The organism is Streptomyces canus 299MFChir4.1 (assembly GCF_000383615.1).
Classification (GTDB): domain Bacteria; phylum Actinomycetota; class Actinomycetes; order Streptomycetales; family Streptomycetaceae; genus Streptomyces; species Streptomyces canus_C.
Genome location: NZ_KB911585.1, coordinates 493,887 through 509,977 on the forward strand (window position 1 = coordinate 493,887; position 16,091 = coordinate 509,977).

The 16,091-nt window shown below is 71.4% G+C and carries 10 protein-coding genes and 1 pseudogene; 6 read left to right on the forward strand and 5 right to left on the reverse strand.

Annotation, left to right across the window (positions count from 1 at the left end):
• The first annotated feature begins 32 nt into the window (after positions 1-32).
• Positions 33-416 (forward strand): DUF5997 family protein, encoded by a 384-nt coding sequence (locus H293_RS0113145; protein ID WP_020118351.1) that lies wholly within the window; start codon positions 33-35, stop codon positions 414-416.
• Between the two features lie 119 nt (positions 417-535).
• The gene (locus tag H293_RS0113150; RefSeq protein WP_020118352.1) at positions 536-2,707 is read left to right on the forward strand and encodes a TerD family protein; all 2,172 of its coding nucleotides are present in this window, start codon (positions 536-538) and stop codon (positions 2,705-2,707) included.
• A 229-nt stretch (positions 2,708-2,936) separates the two neighbouring features.
• On the opposite strand, the gene H293_RS0113155 is transcribed toward H293_RS0113150, so the two are convergent.
• Positions 2,937-3,806 (reverse strand): fructosamine kinase family protein, encoded by an 870-nt coding sequence (locus tag H293_RS0113155; RefSeq protein WP_020118353.1) that lies wholly within the window; start codon positions 3,804-3,806, stop codon positions 2,937-2,939.
• Between the two features lie 509 nt (positions 3,807-4,315).
• On the opposite strand from H293_RS0113155, the gene H293_RS0113160 reads away from it, so the two are divergent.
• The 4 genes and pseudogenes from H293_RS0113160 (at position 4,316) to H293_RS0113170 (ending at position 8,698) form a co-directional block, all read left to right on the forward strand.
• Positions 4,316-5,359: an NAD-dependent epimerase/dehydratase family protein gene (locus H293_RS0113160; protein WP_020118354.1), complete on the forward strand. Its 1,044-nt coding sequence runs from the start codon at positions 4,316-4,318 to the stop codon at positions 5,357-5,359.
• 128 nt (positions 5,360-5,487) lie between these two features.
• Positions 5,488-7,383 carry an NlpC/P60 family protein gene (locus H293_RS61390; protein WP_020118355.1) on the forward strand — a complete coding sequence of 632 codons (1,896 nt, stop codon included), beginning with the start codon at positions 5,488-5,490 and terminating at the stop codon, positions 7,381-7,383.
• A gap of 64 nt (positions 7,384-7,447) precedes the next feature.
• Positions 7,448-7,657 (forward strand): annotated as a pseudogene (locus H293_RS60070) (hypothetical protein); the annotation flags it as partial.
• 270 nt (positions 7,658-7,927) lie between these two features.
• Positions 7,928-8,698, forward strand: coding sequence for a helix-turn-helix transcriptional regulator (locus H293_RS0113170; RefSeq protein ID WP_028807808.1), 771 nt, complete (start codon positions 7,928-7,930; stop codon positions 8,696-8,698).
• Here H293_RS0113170 and H293_RS0113175 read toward each other — a convergent pair.
• The 4 genes from H293_RS0113175 to H293_RS0113190 all read right to left on the reverse strand — a co-directional run bounded on the left by H293_RS0113175 (position 8,673) and on the right by H293_RS0113190 (position 16,074).
• Complete coding sequence (locus H293_RS0113175) at positions 8,673-10,148, reverse strand: MFS transporter (protein WP_020118357.1); 1,476 nt, start codon at positions 10,146-10,148, stop codon at positions 8,673-8,675. The genes H293_RS0113170 and H293_RS0113175 overlap by 26 nt on opposite strands.
• Positions 10,149-10,255: 107 nt before the next feature.
• Positions 10,256-11,701, reverse strand: coding sequence for an alpha-amylase family protein (locus H293_RS0113180; protein WP_020118358.1), 1,446 nt, complete (start codon positions 11,699-11,701; stop codon positions 10,256-10,258).
• A 65-nt stretch (positions 11,702-11,766) separates the two neighbouring features.
• Positions 11,767-15,144 carry a pyruvate carboxylase gene (locus tag H293_RS0113185; RefSeq protein WP_020118359.1) on the reverse strand — a complete coding sequence of 1,126 codons (3,378 nt, stop codon included), beginning with the start codon at positions 15,142-15,144 and terminating at the stop codon, positions 11,767-11,769.
• 141 nt (positions 15,145-15,285) lie between these two features.
• On the reverse strand, positions 15,286-16,074 hold the full coding sequence (locus tag H293_RS0113190) for a DUF427 domain-containing protein (protein WP_020118360.1): 789 nt from the start codon (positions 16,072-16,074) through the stop codon (positions 15,286-15,288).
• Positions 16,075-16,091 lie beyond the last annotated feature (17 nt).

Here is a 16,091-nt window from a genome sequence, read left to right on the forward strand (position 1 = left end):
AGGCCTCGTGCGCGGCCGATACTCTGGACTCCATGACGTCGCACCAGAACACCCAGACGATGAAGCCCGCGACCGCGGCGAAGAAACTGGGTGTGTACCTCCCCGCCACCCCCGCAGAGTTCCAGGAGGGTGTCGTCACGCGCGCCGAGCTGAACGAGCTCCAGGCGAACCCGCCCCAGTGGTTGCAGGACCTGCGACGCACCGGCCCGCACCCCCGTCCGGTCGTCGCGGCCCGGCTGGGCGTCTCCATCGCCGGTCTCGCGCGCGGCGGGGTCACCGAGCCGCTCACCACCGAGCAGATCGAGGCGCTGCGGGACGAGAGTCCCGAGTGGCTGGAGAAGGAGCGCGCCACGCAGGCGGAGGTCCGCAAGGAGGCGGCGCGCATCAAGGAGAAGAAGCAGGGCGAGGAGTCCTGACCCCGGGCCCGCACCAGCCCGGGGCCCGCACTGACTAATCCCCTGGGCCCGCACCAACCACCCCCAGGGCCCCGAAAACTCCGGTGCGCCGAGTCGAACACCTCTGCGACCATTCCGGCATGGTCCACCGTCTCGATTCCCTGGTCATTCGGCATGCCCTCCGGCTGCCCGCTCCCGCGGGCCCCGCCGGTGAGGGCGACGTCGCGGCGCGGCAGTTCGACGCCGCGCTGATGTCCGTCGGCTTCAAGCTGTCGGCGGACGCGCTGAGGACATTGTCGGAGCTGTCCGGGAGCACGGTCGTCGACACCGCCGTGCGCACGCTCGCCACCGTCCGTGAGATGGCCGGCGACCATGTGCGGCACAACGTCTACTTCAAGGACTTCCCGGCCAACGTCCCGGACACCTTCGAGTTCTGGATGCGCTGCGTGCGCGAGGCCCTGGAGGACGGCAAGGCCCGCTCCGGCGTCCTCGCCCAGCTGCGCAACGGCGTGGTCAACCTGCTCACGCTGCCGTCGTACGGCACCTACCGGCACACCTACGACGAGATGCTGGCGGCGCACGACGAGCTGACGGCCGCGGTCGGCGACCGGCTCACCGTCCTGCACCTGGGCGCCTCCCTGCAGGACGAGGTCAGCGCCCTGTACCTGGCGCTGGCCGGCAGCACCACGCCGCTCGGGGACGAGCACCTGGCCGATCTCAAGGTGCTCGCCGAGCACTGCGCGGACGGTCCCCAGCCCGAGACGATCCCGGTGCGGGAGAACCGCGCCGTCGTCAACGAGGCCCGGCTGAAGGCGGGTTCGAGCCTGCTGCTGGACACCGTGACCGACGTGCTGCGGCTGGCCTGCGCGTTGTCGGGCGGGGACGTGAGCCTTCAGGAGCCGACCCGGTTCCAGAAGCTCTCCCGGCCGGTCCGCCGCGCCCTGCTCGCGGGTCTGGACGAAGTCGTCGCCGAGGTTCCCGCCAAACTCGCCGACGTCCTCGCGCACCGCGAGGCCTTCAAGCGGCTCGGTGAGCGTCTGCACCCGCACGAGTACCCCCAGTGGCCGCGCGCGGCCGAGGTGTTCGCCGTGGCCCGGGGCGAGAAGAAGGCGTACACCTTCGAGGGCCGCCTGGAGGCACTGCTCGGCGCGGACGACGTCACCGGGGCGGCGGAACTGCTCAAGTCCGCGCCCGGCAGGCTGTTCCGTGCGCTGGACCGGCTGCTGCGCACCGCGCGCACGCGGGAGGAGCGGAACGCCGTGGTGGCCGTCGTCGAGGCGGTCGCTCCCGAGGTCTCCGGGCGGGTCGTCCTGTCGGTGCGTGAGTACCTGCAGAACCGGGCCGCGGAGACGGGCCGCAAGCGGGTGTTCGTCAACCGTGCCGGCCGAGCGCACGTCGCCGACGACACGCGTGGAGTCGTACCGGAGGCGGAACGGGAACGTCTGATCGCCGCGCTGGACGCGGAGATCGGCCGACGACTCCCGTCCCCGGAGCGGCTGTTGGTCGACCCCGACGTCCTCGGCGTGGCGCTTCCGCTCAGCGGGCGGGCGACCTCGGCCGGGCTCGGGGTGCTGCCCCGCGGCTCCGTCTCGCCGGTCGACGGGGAGCTGCTGCGCTTCTTCGTGTACTGGAAGCAGACGCAGCGGGTCACCGACTACGACCTGTCGGCGCTGCTGCTGGACGCGGACTACGAGACGGTGTCCTGGCTGTCGTACACCAATCTCCGCGAGGTGGAGGGCGAGCACTCGGGTGACATCACCAACGCCCCGGACGGTGCCTCGGAGTTCATCAACCTGCGGCTCGGAGCGGTGCGGGGTACGTACATCGTGCCGCAGGTCAACATCTACTCCGGGGAGAAGTTCGAGGAGGCCGAGGAGTCGTTCTTCGGGTTCATGCTGCGCGAGGGGGAACAGCGGGGCCGGCCCTTCGAGGCGCGTACCGTGCGGATGAAGTCGGAGCTGCGTGGTCCCGGCCGGGTTGCGCTGCCGCTGGCGTTCCGGCGTGCGCAGGACGGGAGTTGGCACGCCAAGTGGCTGCACCTCTACCTGAAGGGGCAGCCGGCGTACAACCGCGTGGAGGACAACCAGGTGTCGGTGGCGACGCTGGTGCGCGGCATCGTCGAGCGCGAACAGCTCACGGTCGGCTATCTGACCTCGCTGATGGCGAACGGCGGTACGGACGTGGCGACTTGGGACGCCGAGTCCGTGCCGGACGTGCCCGTGACCTACATCGGTCTGGAGCGGCCCGAGGGGCTGCACCCGGACTCGGTGGTCATCACCCCGGAAAATCTGCGCGACCTGATCCCCGAGTGACTGTTACGGTTGCGCGTGGCGAGGCCATGGAAGGGCTTCCTTCTCAACTCGATGAGCCCCCATGGGGCTTGGATCTCCAGTCCTTCCGCTTTCCTCGCCCTCGACGTCCCGCACGAGGCCATGAAGGAGCTTCCTTCTCACCGGTTTCAAAACCGGCTTTCCTAGAGCTCCAGTTCCTTCGCTCTCCTCGTCGTCGACGTCACCCGGCAGGCGGCCCGGACCGGTGGACTCACCGTTCCAGGGCCGCCTTCGCCGTGCTGAGCGCCTGTTCCGCGTACCCCCGCCCGAACAGCACGGCGTGCACCAGCAGCGGGAACATCTGGTGCAGCCCGATGCGGTGGGACCAGCCGTCGGCGAGCGGCGCCGCGCTCTCGTAGCCGCGCAGCACCTCGTCCAGGTGGGGGCAGCCGAAGAGATGGAGCATCGCGAGGTCGGTCTCGCGATGGCCGCCGTGCGCGGCCGGGTCGATCAGCCAGGCGTGGCCGTCGGCGCCCCACAGCACGTTGCCGTTCCACAGGTCGCCGTGCAGCCGGGCCGGGGGCTCGGCCGGGCCCGCGAGACCGGGCAGCCGCGCGCAGAGCCGTTCGATCACCTCGGCCTCCGGGAGCGTGATCGTGCCGTCGTCCACCGCGCGCCGCAGATACGGCAGCACCCGGTGCTCGGCGTACCACTGCGACCACTCGACGCCCTCGACGTTGCGCATCGGCGCCCGCCCGATGTACGCCTCCCGGGGACCGCCGGGCGGTGCCGAACCGAAGGCGGGCGCGCCGGCGAGGTGCAGTCCGGCCAGCGCCCGGCCCAGATCGAGTGCCGCCTCCCGGTTCGGCCGCCCCCTCGCGATCAGGTCGGTGACCAGCCAGGGGCCGTCCTGACCGTGCCCGGTCGGCACCCGGACCGTGCCGGCCTCGGCCAGCCAGCGCAGTCCCGCCGCCTCCGCCCGGGCCTCCTCGGCGCTGTCGGCGCGCTTCACCATCACCGTCCGGCCGTCGTCGAGGGCCACCTCGGCCAGCGCACCGGACACCGCGCGCTCCTCCGTAGCCGTACGGCCGGTGAGCCGCGCCGCCGCCGCACCCGGGCCGTCGCCGCCGTCCTCGTACACCCGCGCCTCCCTGGTACCTCACGTCACCGTCTTCGCCCCAGCGTTCCAAAAGAGTCTCGTGCACAGCCTCTGTGAAGACTCCCAGCCATGTCTTGACATACGGAAGAAGCGATCCGTAGCTTGGCCGATCATTTAGATAACCCGATCCGCAGGGTCCGTCACAGCGGCGCCAGCTCCACCCTGCCGGTGAACCTGCCACCCACTTGATCGGCGAGCCAACGGACACGGTCGACCTGGTCGCCTTTCCCGTCTCGGGGGCGTGAACGTGGACGGTGTGGTCCTGCGAGGGTTCGTCCTGGTAGAGGTCCCGGGAATTGACCGTCAGCGTGAGGTAGGGGCGCTTCCGCGAGATCGCTTCCAGCCCGGCTTCGGGAACCGCAGGCCACGGAACCATAGGACGTCACTTACGGAGACCTGTGTGAGGGGAGACGGCCGTCCGTGCCGGATGACCCTCCCGCCGAAGATCCTCCGGTGCTTCAATATCACCCCCTGCGTGGAGGAGCGAGGGCATGGGCAGAGTCCTGGTGACCGGTGGCAGCGGTTTCGTCGGCAGCCATCTGGTGCGGCGGCTGCTGGAGCGGGGTTACGAGGTGCATGCCACCGTGCGCAGTCTCACGAACCCGGCGAAGGTGCGCCCGCTGCGGGACATGCAGGACCAATTCCCCGGCCGGCTCGCCCTGTTCGAGGCGGACCTCCTCAAGGAGCGCTCCTTCGACGAGGCCATGGCGGGCTGCCGCGTGGTCTTCCATGTGGCCTCGCCCTTCTTCATGCCGGAGAAGATCAAGGACGGCCAGAAGGACATGGTCGACCCGGCCCTGACCGGCACCCGCAACGTCCTGGCCGGCATCGAGCGCACGCCGACGGTGGAGCGGCTGGTGTTCACCTCCACGGTCGGTGCGATCTTCGGCGACTACTCCGACGTGCGGGGCATGGCCGGGCAGGTCCTGTCCGAGGAGTACTTCAACACCAGCAGTACGGTGGAGAACAACCCGTACCACTACGCCAAGACGGTCGCCGAGCGCGCCGCCTGGGACGCGGAGTCCGCTCAGGACCGCTGGCGCATGGTCTCCGTCAACCCCGGCCTGATCCTGGGCCCTTCGCTCGCGCCCGCCTCCGAGTCCGGCAGCCTCTTCCTCCTGGAGGAGCTGTTCAAGGGCTACCTCTTCTACGGCGCCCCGGACTTCAGCTTCACCACGGTCGACGTCCGTGACGTGGCCGACGCGCACATCGCGGCGGCGGAGAAGCCCGACGCGAAGGGGCGTTACATCCTGGCCGCGGAGACGATGACGTCGTTCCACGAGATGTCCCGCATCATCCGCACCCGGTACCCCCGCGGCCTGCGCATCCCGCGCACCGCGCTCCCCCACTGGCCGGTGCGCGTCCTGGGCCCCGCCTTCGGGCTCACCCAGGACTACATCCGCAAGCACCTCGGCATCCGCTTCCGCGTGGACAACAGCCGCAGCGTGAACGAACTGGGCCTCGTCTACCGCCCGGTCGAGGAGACGGTCCTCGACCACTACGAGGCATGGCGCGCTCAGCAGGGCAAACGCTGATTCTCACCGCGGGCGGCGGCCCGTACGCGACGAAGGTCACAGTTACATCTCACACTTTTCACACTTCAATCTTCACGTGAGCCTCACAAGTTGGCTAAGTTGACGGCGAGCAGCACGACGGAAGGGGCATGACTTTCATGGCGCCGGATCGAACATCGCGCAATGGAGGGTTCAGCCTCCCGGCCAAGCGCAACTCCGCCCTCGCCACGGCCGCCATGGCCTCCGCGGCCCTCCTCTCGCAGACCGGGAACGCCGCGGCCGACGAGGGGCCGAGCCATGACGAGGTGAGCCGACGGGTCACCAACCTCTACGACCGGGCCGAGACCGACTCCGGCACCTACAACGCCACGCGCGCGGCGGGAACGGCGTCGAGCACCCGTGGCCGCACCGGTTCGTCTTCGTCGACCGGCGGTGGGAGCAGGGCAGGCGGCGAGCCCGCTCTCGATGACATCGCCCGGCAGTGGTACGGCATGGCCCGCGCGAAGATCGGCCCCACGGTCGAGGCGGTCCTGCCCGCCGACCGCGTCGTGGCCCGCCGCGCCGAGCCACGGCGCCAGCGGCCCGCGGGCGCCCCCACGGCACGCGAACCGAAGCCGGCCGCCGAACGGCCCGAGCTGACCGCCAGACCGATGCTCGCCCTGCCCAGCGCACCGGAGCCAACCCCGGCCGCCCTCCCCGCCGCGCAGGCCCAGACGCCCTCATGGGCCTCGGAACCGGCCTCGCAGGACCTCACCGGCACCGGCGAGATCCCCACCGTGCGTGCCGCGCAACCGGTCACGGGGGTCCCGGAGTACACCCCCTACACCCCTCAGCCCGTCACCGGTGTCCCGGAGTACGCGCCGCAGCTCCTGACCGTGGGGCCCGAGTACCACCCGCAATCCCCCGGCACCGCGATCCCCGCATACAGCACGCAACCCGACACCGGCCTCTCGGGTTACACCTCGCCCACCACCACCGGCTTCCCCGAGTACAGCGCGCAGGCCGGTACCGGAGTCCCGGAGTACGCCCCCCAGCTCCTCACCGGTGCTCCCGAGTTCGCGCCGCAGCTCCCCACCGGTGTGCCTGAGTACGCACCACAACCAGGCACCGCAATACCGACGTACAGCCCGCGAGCCGACGCCGGCCTCCCGGACAACACCGCGCGCACCACCGCCGGCATCCCCGAGTACACCTCGCGACCCGGCACGGGATTCCCCGACCACACCGGGCAACTCGGCGCCGTCCTGCCCGAGTACACCGCGCAGACCGGGCAGACCGGGCAGACCGGGCAGACCACCACCGGCTTCGCGGACTACAGCGGTCAACTCGGCACCGGGCTACCGGAGTACGCCGCGCCGGCCGCCACAGGGTTCCCCGAGTACTCCGCACAGAACACCGCAGGCTTCCCGGAGTACGCCGCGCAACCGACCGCGGGACAACCCGAGTACTCCGCCCTGACCGCCCCCCTCGCGACGATCGCACCCCCGCCGGTCGACACCACCCGAACCGCCCCGACCGCCCCGGCCCCGACGCAGGGCATCCCTGCCATCCCGGCCCCCCGCACTCCCGAGCAGGCCTGGCAGACGCCCCAGCCGGCGCCGACCCCGGCCCCCGCCGCACCCTTGACCCTGGCCCCCGCTCTCCCCGTCACCGATCCCGAACTCCCCACCCCCGACCCCGGTTACGACTCCAAGGTCATCCAGGTTCTCGCCTTCGCCCGTTCCCAGATCGGCAAGCCGTGCGTCTGGGGCGCGGCGGGCCCCGGGTCGTACGACAACTCCGGCCTCACGCAGGCCGCCTGGAAGGTCGCAGGCGTCTCGCTCCCCCGCACCTGCGTCGGTCAGGCGAGCACCGGCACGGCGGTACCGCTGTACGCGATGCAACCCGGTGACCTCGTCTTCTTCCACGACGACTTCAGCCACGTGGGCCTGTGCACCGGCAACGGCATGATGATCCACGCGCCGGGCCCGGGAGCGTCCATCCGCGAGGAGTCGATCTACCCGACCGGTGAGTCGATCATCCGAGGCGCGATACGACCCGCCTGACCCGCCCCCCCGCCTGGGCCCCGGGCAGCTCCATGGCGTGCCGCTGAGGTACCGGGTGCGGCGGGTGCCCATCGGGCTCGACGACCGGCCGGTGACCGTCCTGTCCGGGCAGGCCGTCGCGACCGGCGACCAAGCGGGCGCCTGGGCCCGCCAGGTGGCGGACGGCGTCGAGCGGCCGGCCGCCACCCTGACGGTCGCCGAGGCCGGGGAGCGTGTGCCGAGGATCTTCACGGTCGAACCGGCGACCGCCGTGGACCGGATCGTGATCGACACGAGCGGGCTGCCCGCCACCCGGTGTTCAGCCCGGCGCCCGGGTCCGGAGGCGCCGACCAGTAGGGGCCACGGCTTCGTGCGGGCCGCCGGTCCCCCGTGCCGGCGGCCCGCACGCGTCGCGGCCGGCGCTGCCGTCCCGCGGGGAGACAGGCGTATCCGACGGGCCGCCCTCCCCCCACTGCGGCCCGCCGGAGCTTCAATGTGCTGGAGTACATGCGAGAACGTCGATGTTGCTCGGATGAAGTGTGGGTCAGCGAGGTACTGGGCCGGTATGGGTACAACTGCGTATGAGCGGATGCTGTCGGTCGCCGTGGCCGCGCTCCACGAACGCGCCCCCGAGCGGCTGTGGCCCCTGCTCGCGGCCGAACTGCCGGTGCTGTGCGGGGGCGACGCCCTGATCTACAAGCTGGACGACTGGAACGAGCACGAGGGCACGCTGGGGCTGTCCCCCGGAGCCGACGCGGAGTTCACCTCGCTCGGCGACGAGGAGACGGGACTGCTGCGCGCGGGCTACCCGTTGGCCGGGCACTACGCGGGCAGAACGGACCGGACGCCGGTCACGGCCCGCCGGGTGGCCGGCCGATCCTGGTCGGGGAGCCCGACCGCGCGGCTGCTCGACGACCTGCTCGACGTCGATCACGTGCTGGGGATTCCGCTGCCGCAGTCGACCACCCCGATCACCGGGTGCATGGTGTACCGCTCCGGGCGGGACTTCACCGACGACGAGCTGCGTCTGGCCGAGCAGGTGCAACCGCTGCTGGCCGCCGTCGAGCAGCAACGGCAGCTCCTGCGGCGGCTCAACGCCCCGTCCGAGGAGGCGGCCGACCTGGCGCTCACGCCCCGGGAGACGACCGTGCTGCTCCTGCTCGGTGACGCCCTGACCGCTGTGTCGATAGGCCGCAGACTCGGGATATCCGAGCGGACGGTCCACAAGCACATCGCGAACATCTACCGGAAGCTCGGCACGCACGACCGCGTCAGCACGGTGCTGCACGCCCAGCGGCTCGGCCTCGTCCCTACGGCATCGGCGGCCCGCCCTTGAGGCGTTCCAGGTCGGAGGGGCGGACCTGGATGACCACGACGGCGATGAGCGCGGCGAGCACCGCGAAGACCGCGGCCACGACGAAGGCGGCCGAGACACCCGCGGTCAGGACCTCGTCGCCCCAGGAACCCGGAAGCACACCGGTACGGGCGAACAGCCGGCGCTCCACCGGGGTGGCCTGGGCGAGGAACAGGGGGACCTGCTTCTCCGCCTCGTTGGTGCTGGCCGTGCCGAACATGGTGACCAGGATGGACAGGCCGAGCGAACCGCCCACCTGCTGCGTGGCGTTGAGCAGCCCGGAGGCCGCGCCGGTCTCCGGGTTGGGCACGTTGGAGAGCGCCATCAGGGTCAGCGACACGAACTCCATGCCCATGCCGAGGCCGAAGACGAGCATCGGCCCGAGGACACTGCCCGCGTAGGTGGAGTGGACGTCGGTCAGGGTCAGCCAGGCCAGCCCCGATGCCGCGAGGATCGCGCCGCCCACCATGAAGGGTTTGGGCCCGTAGACGGGCAGGAACCGCGAGGCGAGACCGGCGCCGACCGCGATGACCGCGCTGACCGGCAGGAACGCGAACCCGGTCGCCAGCGGGCTGAAGTTCAGGACGTTCTGCGTGAAGAGGGTCAGGAAGAAGAACATGCCGAAGATCGCGGCCGCGAGGCACAGCATGATGCCGTAGGTGCCCGCGCGGTTGCGGTCGGCGAACATGTGCAGCGGGGTGATGGGCTGCCGGGACCGCTTCTCGATCAGCACGAACACCACGAGGAGGACGACCGCGGCGGCGAACGAGGCCAGCGTGAACGCGTCCCGCCAGCCTTCCTGGGCGGCCCGGATGAAGCCGTACACCAGCAGCACCATGCCCGCGGTGGCGGTCAGCGCGCCGGCGATGTCGAAGTGGCCGGGATGCCGCTCGGACTCGCGGATCCAGCGGGGCGTGGCGAGTGCGATGAGCAGTCCGATGGGGACGTTGACGAACAGCACCCACCGCCAGTTCAGCCACTCGACGAGGACCCCGCCGGCCAGCAGCCCGATCGCGCCGCCGCCCGCCGAGACCGCGGCGAAGACGCCGAAGGCCCGGTTGCGCTCGGGGCCTTCGCGGAAGGTCGTACTGACCAGGGAGAGGGCGGTCGGGGAGGCGATGGCCCCGCCGACGCCCTGGAGGGCACGGGCGGCGAGGAGTTGGGCCTCGTTCTGGGCGAGTCCGCCGAGCAGTGAGGCGAGCACGAACAGCAGCACTCCGCAGATGAACATGCGGCGTCTGCCGAGGATGTCGCCGGTCCTGCCGCCGAGCAGCAGCAACCCGCCGAAGGTGAGGGTGTACGCGTTGACCACCCAGGCCAGGCTCGTGGTGGAGAAGTCCAGGGAGCGCTGGATGTCCGGGAGCGCGATGTTCACGATGGTGATGTCGAGCACCACCATGAGCTGGCAGGACGCGATGACCAGCAGTGCCATGGCGTTTCCGCCCCCGCCGGAGTCCGGTGGGGTGGTCCGTGATGCAGAACTCGCCTGCGGGTCTGTGCTCATGGTCTCCGTACGACGGTACGCCCGAGCCCTGGCCCTCACCACTGGAGGACGTGGCACCCCCATGCCTCCAGGGACACGAACAGACCGGAGTCGGTCAGTTCGTCTCCGTCACGGTCGTACACCGCCCCGGTGAGCAGGTCGGTCGCACGGCAGGCGCGGCCCCTCAGGTCGTCCCAGGGCAGCGGCAGCCTCGCCCCGGCGGGGCGGTCCGAATCGTTCACGACGACCAGGTGGCGGGCCTCGGCGTGCGTCCAGGTCCAGGCGAGCAGGTGCTGGTGGGTGCGGTCGTCGGGCAGGCCCGTCGGAGTCAGCGGCCGCCAGTCCCCCCGGCGCACGGAGGCGGCGGCGGGGAGCAGGCGCGCGTAGAAGTCGCGCAGCGGCTCGTCGACCGGCTCCCGGGGACGGCGCGTCAGGAACACGGGGGGACGCACCCGCCGCCCCTCGAACTGGCCCTCGTGCCAGAGCGTGGCGCCGGGCAGCGTCGCGACGGTGACCGCCGCCGCCCGTCCCCGGTCGCCCGGCAGGGTGGCGGCGGCCCGCGGTTCGTCGTGGTTCTCCAGGAAGCGGACGAGACCGCGCTGGTGGGCGGGGTCGGCGCCCAGGTGGGCGCGGACGGAGTCGGCGTCCTCGTGCAGCAGGCGGTCGTGGAGGCGCTTGTCGTAGCAGTGGTCGAAACCCTGCTGCAGGAGGGGCTGTTCGCGGTCCCAGTAGACCTCGGCGACGAAGAGGAGCTCGGGGTGGCGAGCCCTGACGCGCGGGATGACGTACGGCCAGAAGTCCTCGGCGGGGGCCGGGCCCGCCCGGTCTCCCCAGGCTTTTTCGAAGATGTCGTTCATCAGCAGCATGGCCATGTCGCAGCGCACGCCGTCGGCCTGGTCGCCGATCGACACGAGGGTCGCGACGGTCGCCTCCCGGAGTGCGTGGCTGAAGGCGTTCAGCTGCACGACGTCGGGCCAGGGCGGGAAGTACGGGTCGCGGCCGCGGGCGTAGATCCCCGCCCCGGCTTCGATGAAGTCGGCCGGGGCGCGGGCCAGGTCGTCGACGGTGCCGTGGACGAGCCGGTCGGGGTGCGAGGTGAGCCAGGGGTGGTCGGGGGCCACGTGGTTGGGCACGTGGTCGAGGATCAACCGCACTCCGCGCGCGGCCAGTTGAGCACGGGCGGCGGCCAGTCCGTCCGGACCGCCGAGACGGGCGTCCACGACGTAGTCGCGTACGCAGTACGGCGATCCGGCGATGTCCGCCCCGGTGACGTCGGGCAGGGTTTCGCGGAAGGAGGCCACGAGCCCGGGGTCGCGCAGGGCGATCTCCCGGCCGGCCGGGCTGCGCTCCCACACGCCCATCAGCCACACGGTGTCGATACCGGGGAGCGCGACGGAGTCCCAGACCTCGCCGGGCACGTCGCCGAGGGTGACGGGACGGCCGTAGCGGTGACTCAACTCGCCCAGCCAGACAAGGGTGTTGATCTCGTACAGCACAGTCACGACAAGGGCTCCTCCCGGCCACCGGTCGCCCGCGGGGGACTCCCCGCGGGCGAACGCGTTCCGGCTCAGGCGATCTCGACCAGCAGGTCACCGCCCTCCACCTGCTGGATCTTGTTGATGGCGAGACGGGAGACCCGGCCGGCCTTCGCGGCGGTGATCGACGCCTCCATCTTCATGGCCTCGATGGTGGCGACGGTGGCCCCGGCCGCCACCTCGTCGCCCTCGGAGACCGCGAGCGTGACCACTCCGGCGAACGGCGCGGCGACATGGCCGGTGTTGGAGCGGTCGGCCTTCTCCGTGGCCGGGATGTCCGAGGAGACGGCGGCATCGCGGATCTGGATGGGCCGCAACTGGCCGTTGAGCGTGGACATCACCGTGCGCATGCCCCGCTCGTCGGCCTCGCCGATCGCCTCCAGCGCGATGAGGAGCCGAACACCGGGTTCCAGGTCGACGGCGTACTCCTTGCCCGGGCGAAGGCCGTAGAAGAAGTCCTTGCTGTCCAGGACGCTGGTGTCGCCGTAGGACTGGCGGTGCGTCTCGAACTCGCGGGTCGGGGCGGGGAACAGGAGCCGGTTGAGGGTCGAGCGGCGGTCCTTCTCCAGGCCCTCGCGGTCCTCGGCGTTCAGCTCCTGGACGGGCTTGGCGTCGGCGCGGCCCTGCAACGCCTTGCTGCGGAAGGGCTCGGGCCAGCCGCCGGGCGGGGTGCCGAGCTCGCCGCGCAGGAAGCCGATCACGGAGTCGGGGATGTCGAAGCGGTCCGGGGTCTCCTCGAACTCCTTGGGGGTGACCCCGGCGCCGACCAGGTGCAGGGCGAGATCGCCGACCACCTTGGAGGACGGGGTGACCTTCACCAGGTGGCCGAGGATCCGGTCGGCGGCCGCGTACATGGCCTCGATGTCCTCGAAGCGGTCGCCGAGGCCGAGCGCCACGGCCTGGGTGCGCAGGTTGGAGAGCTGGCCGCCGGGGATCTCGTGGTCGTAGACGCGGCCGGTCGGGGAGGCGAGGCCCGCCTCGAAGGGGGCGTACACGCGGCGGACGCTTTCCCAGTACGGCTCCAGGTCGCCGACGGCCCGCAGGTCAAGGCCGGTCGGCCGGTCCGAGTGGTCGGTCGCGGCGACGATCGCGGAGAGGGAGGGCTGCGAGGTCGTACCGGCCATGGACGCCACGGCTCCGTCCACGGCGTCGGCGCCCGCCTGGATCGCGGCCAGATAGGTGGCGAGCTGGCCGCCCGCGGTGTCGTGGGTGTGGATGTGCACCGGCAGGTCGAACTCGCGGCGCAGCGCCGAGACGAGCTTGGCGGCGGCGGGGGCGCGCAGCAGGCCCGCCATGTCCTTCACGGCCAGGACGTGGGCGCCCGCGTCCACGATCTGCTCGGCGAGGCGCAGGTAGTAGTCGAGCGTGTACAGGCGCTCGTTCGGGTCGGAGAGGTCCGAGGTGTAGCAGAGGGCCACCTCGGCGATCGACGTGCCGGTGGCGCGTACGGCCTCGATGGCGGGGCGCATCTGGCTGACGTCGTTGAGGGCGTCGAAGATGCGGAAGATGTCGATGCCGGTCTCGGCGGCCTCCTGCACGAAGGCGTCGGTGACCTCGGTCGGGTACGGGGTGTAACCGACGGTGTTGCGGCCGCGCAGCAGCATCTGGAGACAGATGTTGGGGACGGCCTCGCGCAGGGCGGCAAGCCGCTCCCAGGGGTCCTCGGCGAGGAAGCGCAGGGCGACGTCGTAGGTGGCACCGCCCCAGCACTCCAGGGAGAGGAGTTCGGGCAGGGTGCGGGCGACGGCCGGGGCGACGGCGAGCATGTCCTTGGTGCGCACGCGTGTGGCCAGCAGCGACTGGTGGGCGTCGCGGAAAGTGGTGTCGGTGACGCCGATGGTCGGCGACTCGCGCAGCCAGCGGGCGAAGCCCTCGGGGCCGAGCTGGGTGAGCTTCTGCTTGGAGCCCGCGCGTGGCTCCGCCGCGGTGTCCACCCGGGGCAGCTTGGAGACGGGGTCGATCAGGTCGGGCCGCTCGCCGTGCGGCTTGTTGACCGTCACGTCGGCCAGATAGGTGAGCAACTTCGTGCCGCGGTCTGCGGAGTGACGGGCCGTCAGCAGATGGGGTCGCTGCTCGATGAACGACGTGGTGACGTTGCCCGCCTGGAAGTCCGGGTCGTCGAGGACGGCCTGGAGGAAGGGGATGTTGGTGGCCACACCGCGGATGCGGAACTCGGCGACGGCACGCCGGGCCCGGTTGACCGCGGTGGTGAAGTCCCGGCCCCGGCAGCTGAGCTTGACCAGCATCGAGTCGAAGTGGGCGCTGATCTCCGTACCGGCGTGGGTGGTGCCGCCGTCGAGGCGGATACCGGAGCCGCCGGGCGAGCGGTAGGCGCTGATGCGGCCGGTGTCCGGGCGGAAGCCGTTGGCGGGGTCCTCGGTGGTGATACGGCACTGGAGGGCCGCGCCGTGCAGCCGGACCGCCTCCTGGGAGAGCCCGAGGTCGGCGAGGGTTGCTCCGGCGGCGATGCGCAGCTGGGCCTGGACGAGGTCGACGTCGGTGACCTCCTCGGTGACCGTGTGCTCGACCTGGATGCGCGGGTTCATCTCGATGAAGACGTGGTTGCCGTCGCGGTCGAGGAGAAACTCGACGGTGCCCGCGTTGCGGTAGCCGATCTCGCGGGCGAAGCGGACGGCGTCGGCGCAGATCCGGTCGCGCAGCTCGGGGTCGAGGTTGGGCGCGGGCGCGAGCTCGATCACCTTCTGGTGGCGGCGCTGCACCGAGCAGTCGCGTTCGTACAGATGGATGACGTTGCCCTGCCCGTCGGCGAGGATCTGCACCTCGATGTGGCGGGGCTCGACGACGGCCTTCTCCAGGAAGACGGTGGAGTCGCCGAAGGCGGAGGCCGCCTCGCGCGCGGCCGCCTCGATGGACTCCCGCAGCTGGGCGGGGTCCTCGACCCGGCGCATACCGCGCCCGCCACCGCCCGCGACGGCCTTCACGAACAGCGGGAAGCCGACGTCGTCGGCCGCCCTGACCAGCTCGTCCACGTCGTCGGACGGCGCCGAGGAGCCGAGCACCGGTACACCGGCAGCGCGGGCCGCGGCGACCGCGCGGGCCTTGTTGCCGGTCAGTTCGAGGATGTCGGCGCTGGGGCCGACGAAGGTGATGCCCGCCTCCTCGCAGGCGCGCGCGAGCTCGGGGTTCTCCGAGAGGAAGCCGTAGCCGGGGTAGACGGCGTCGGCGCCTGACAGGCGGGCGGCGCGGATGATCTCCTCGACGGAGAGATAGGCCCGCACGGGATGGCCCGGTTCGCCGATCTCGTAGGCCTCGTCGGCTTTGAGTCGGTGCAGTGAGTTGCGGTCCTCGTGGGGGAAGACGGCGACCGTCCTCGCGCCCACCTCATAACCCGCGCGAAACGCCCGGATCGCGATCTCACCACGGTTGGCGACCAGTACCTTGCGGAGCATTCCCGTTCCCTTCGGCCTGCCGTTGACGCCCCCATGGTCGCGGCAAAGACCGCCTGTGGCCATGAGAGTCAGGTCACGTGTCGCGGACGGTTTGGGGATGATCCGCGCAGGTACGGCGGCGACGACGGCCCGCGGCCCCGGTCACTTCACGGTTGCGGTGAAGGGGGTCACCGGCCGCTCCAGGCGCTCCCCGTCCACGGTGATGTCGACGGCCTCGTTGAAGAAGGCGAGCAGCCCCTTGACGGCACCCACGGCGGGGAGCGGGTCGGGGTAGCTCCAGACGATGTTCGCGTGGCCGCCCACCGACCAGTACGCGGCGGTGCCCTTGTAGGGGCAGCCGGTGTGGTGGTCGGTGGCGTCGAGGAGGTCGAGGCGGACGTCCTCGCGCGGGATGTAGTACCGCGTGGGCAGCCCGGTCTCGAAGAGCAGGACGGGACGACGGGTGTCGGCGACGACGGTCCCGTCGATCTCGACCTGGACATGGCGGCCGCTGGGCATGGCGTCGACGCGTTTGTGCGGGTCACGGGGGTGGACGAAGATCTCTTCCTCCTCCTCGTACCAGTGGTCGAGGCCGGTCCCCCAGCGCCGGAACCACGCGAAGGCGATGTGGTCGGCGAGGTCGGCGGCCGGGAAGGTCCAGGCGGCGTTCTCGACGAGCTCGCCGTCGACCTCCAGGTCGTAGAAGACCTGGGATCCGGTGTGGGTGCCGGTCGCCGGGTTCTTCGCGGGGCGCAGCAGGTCCTCGCGGACGTCGGCACGCGGGAAGGCGTACAGCGGTACCGGCACGTCGGGCTCCCAGACGAGGACGGGGTGCCGGCTGTCGACGACCGTGACGTCCCCCTTGCGCCCGCGCACCCAGCGTTCGCTGGGCTCCCACAGCAGGCCTTCCGGGGTGGTCCGTACGTCTCGTGCGGTGGGGAACGTGGTCATGAACGGCTCTCCCTTCA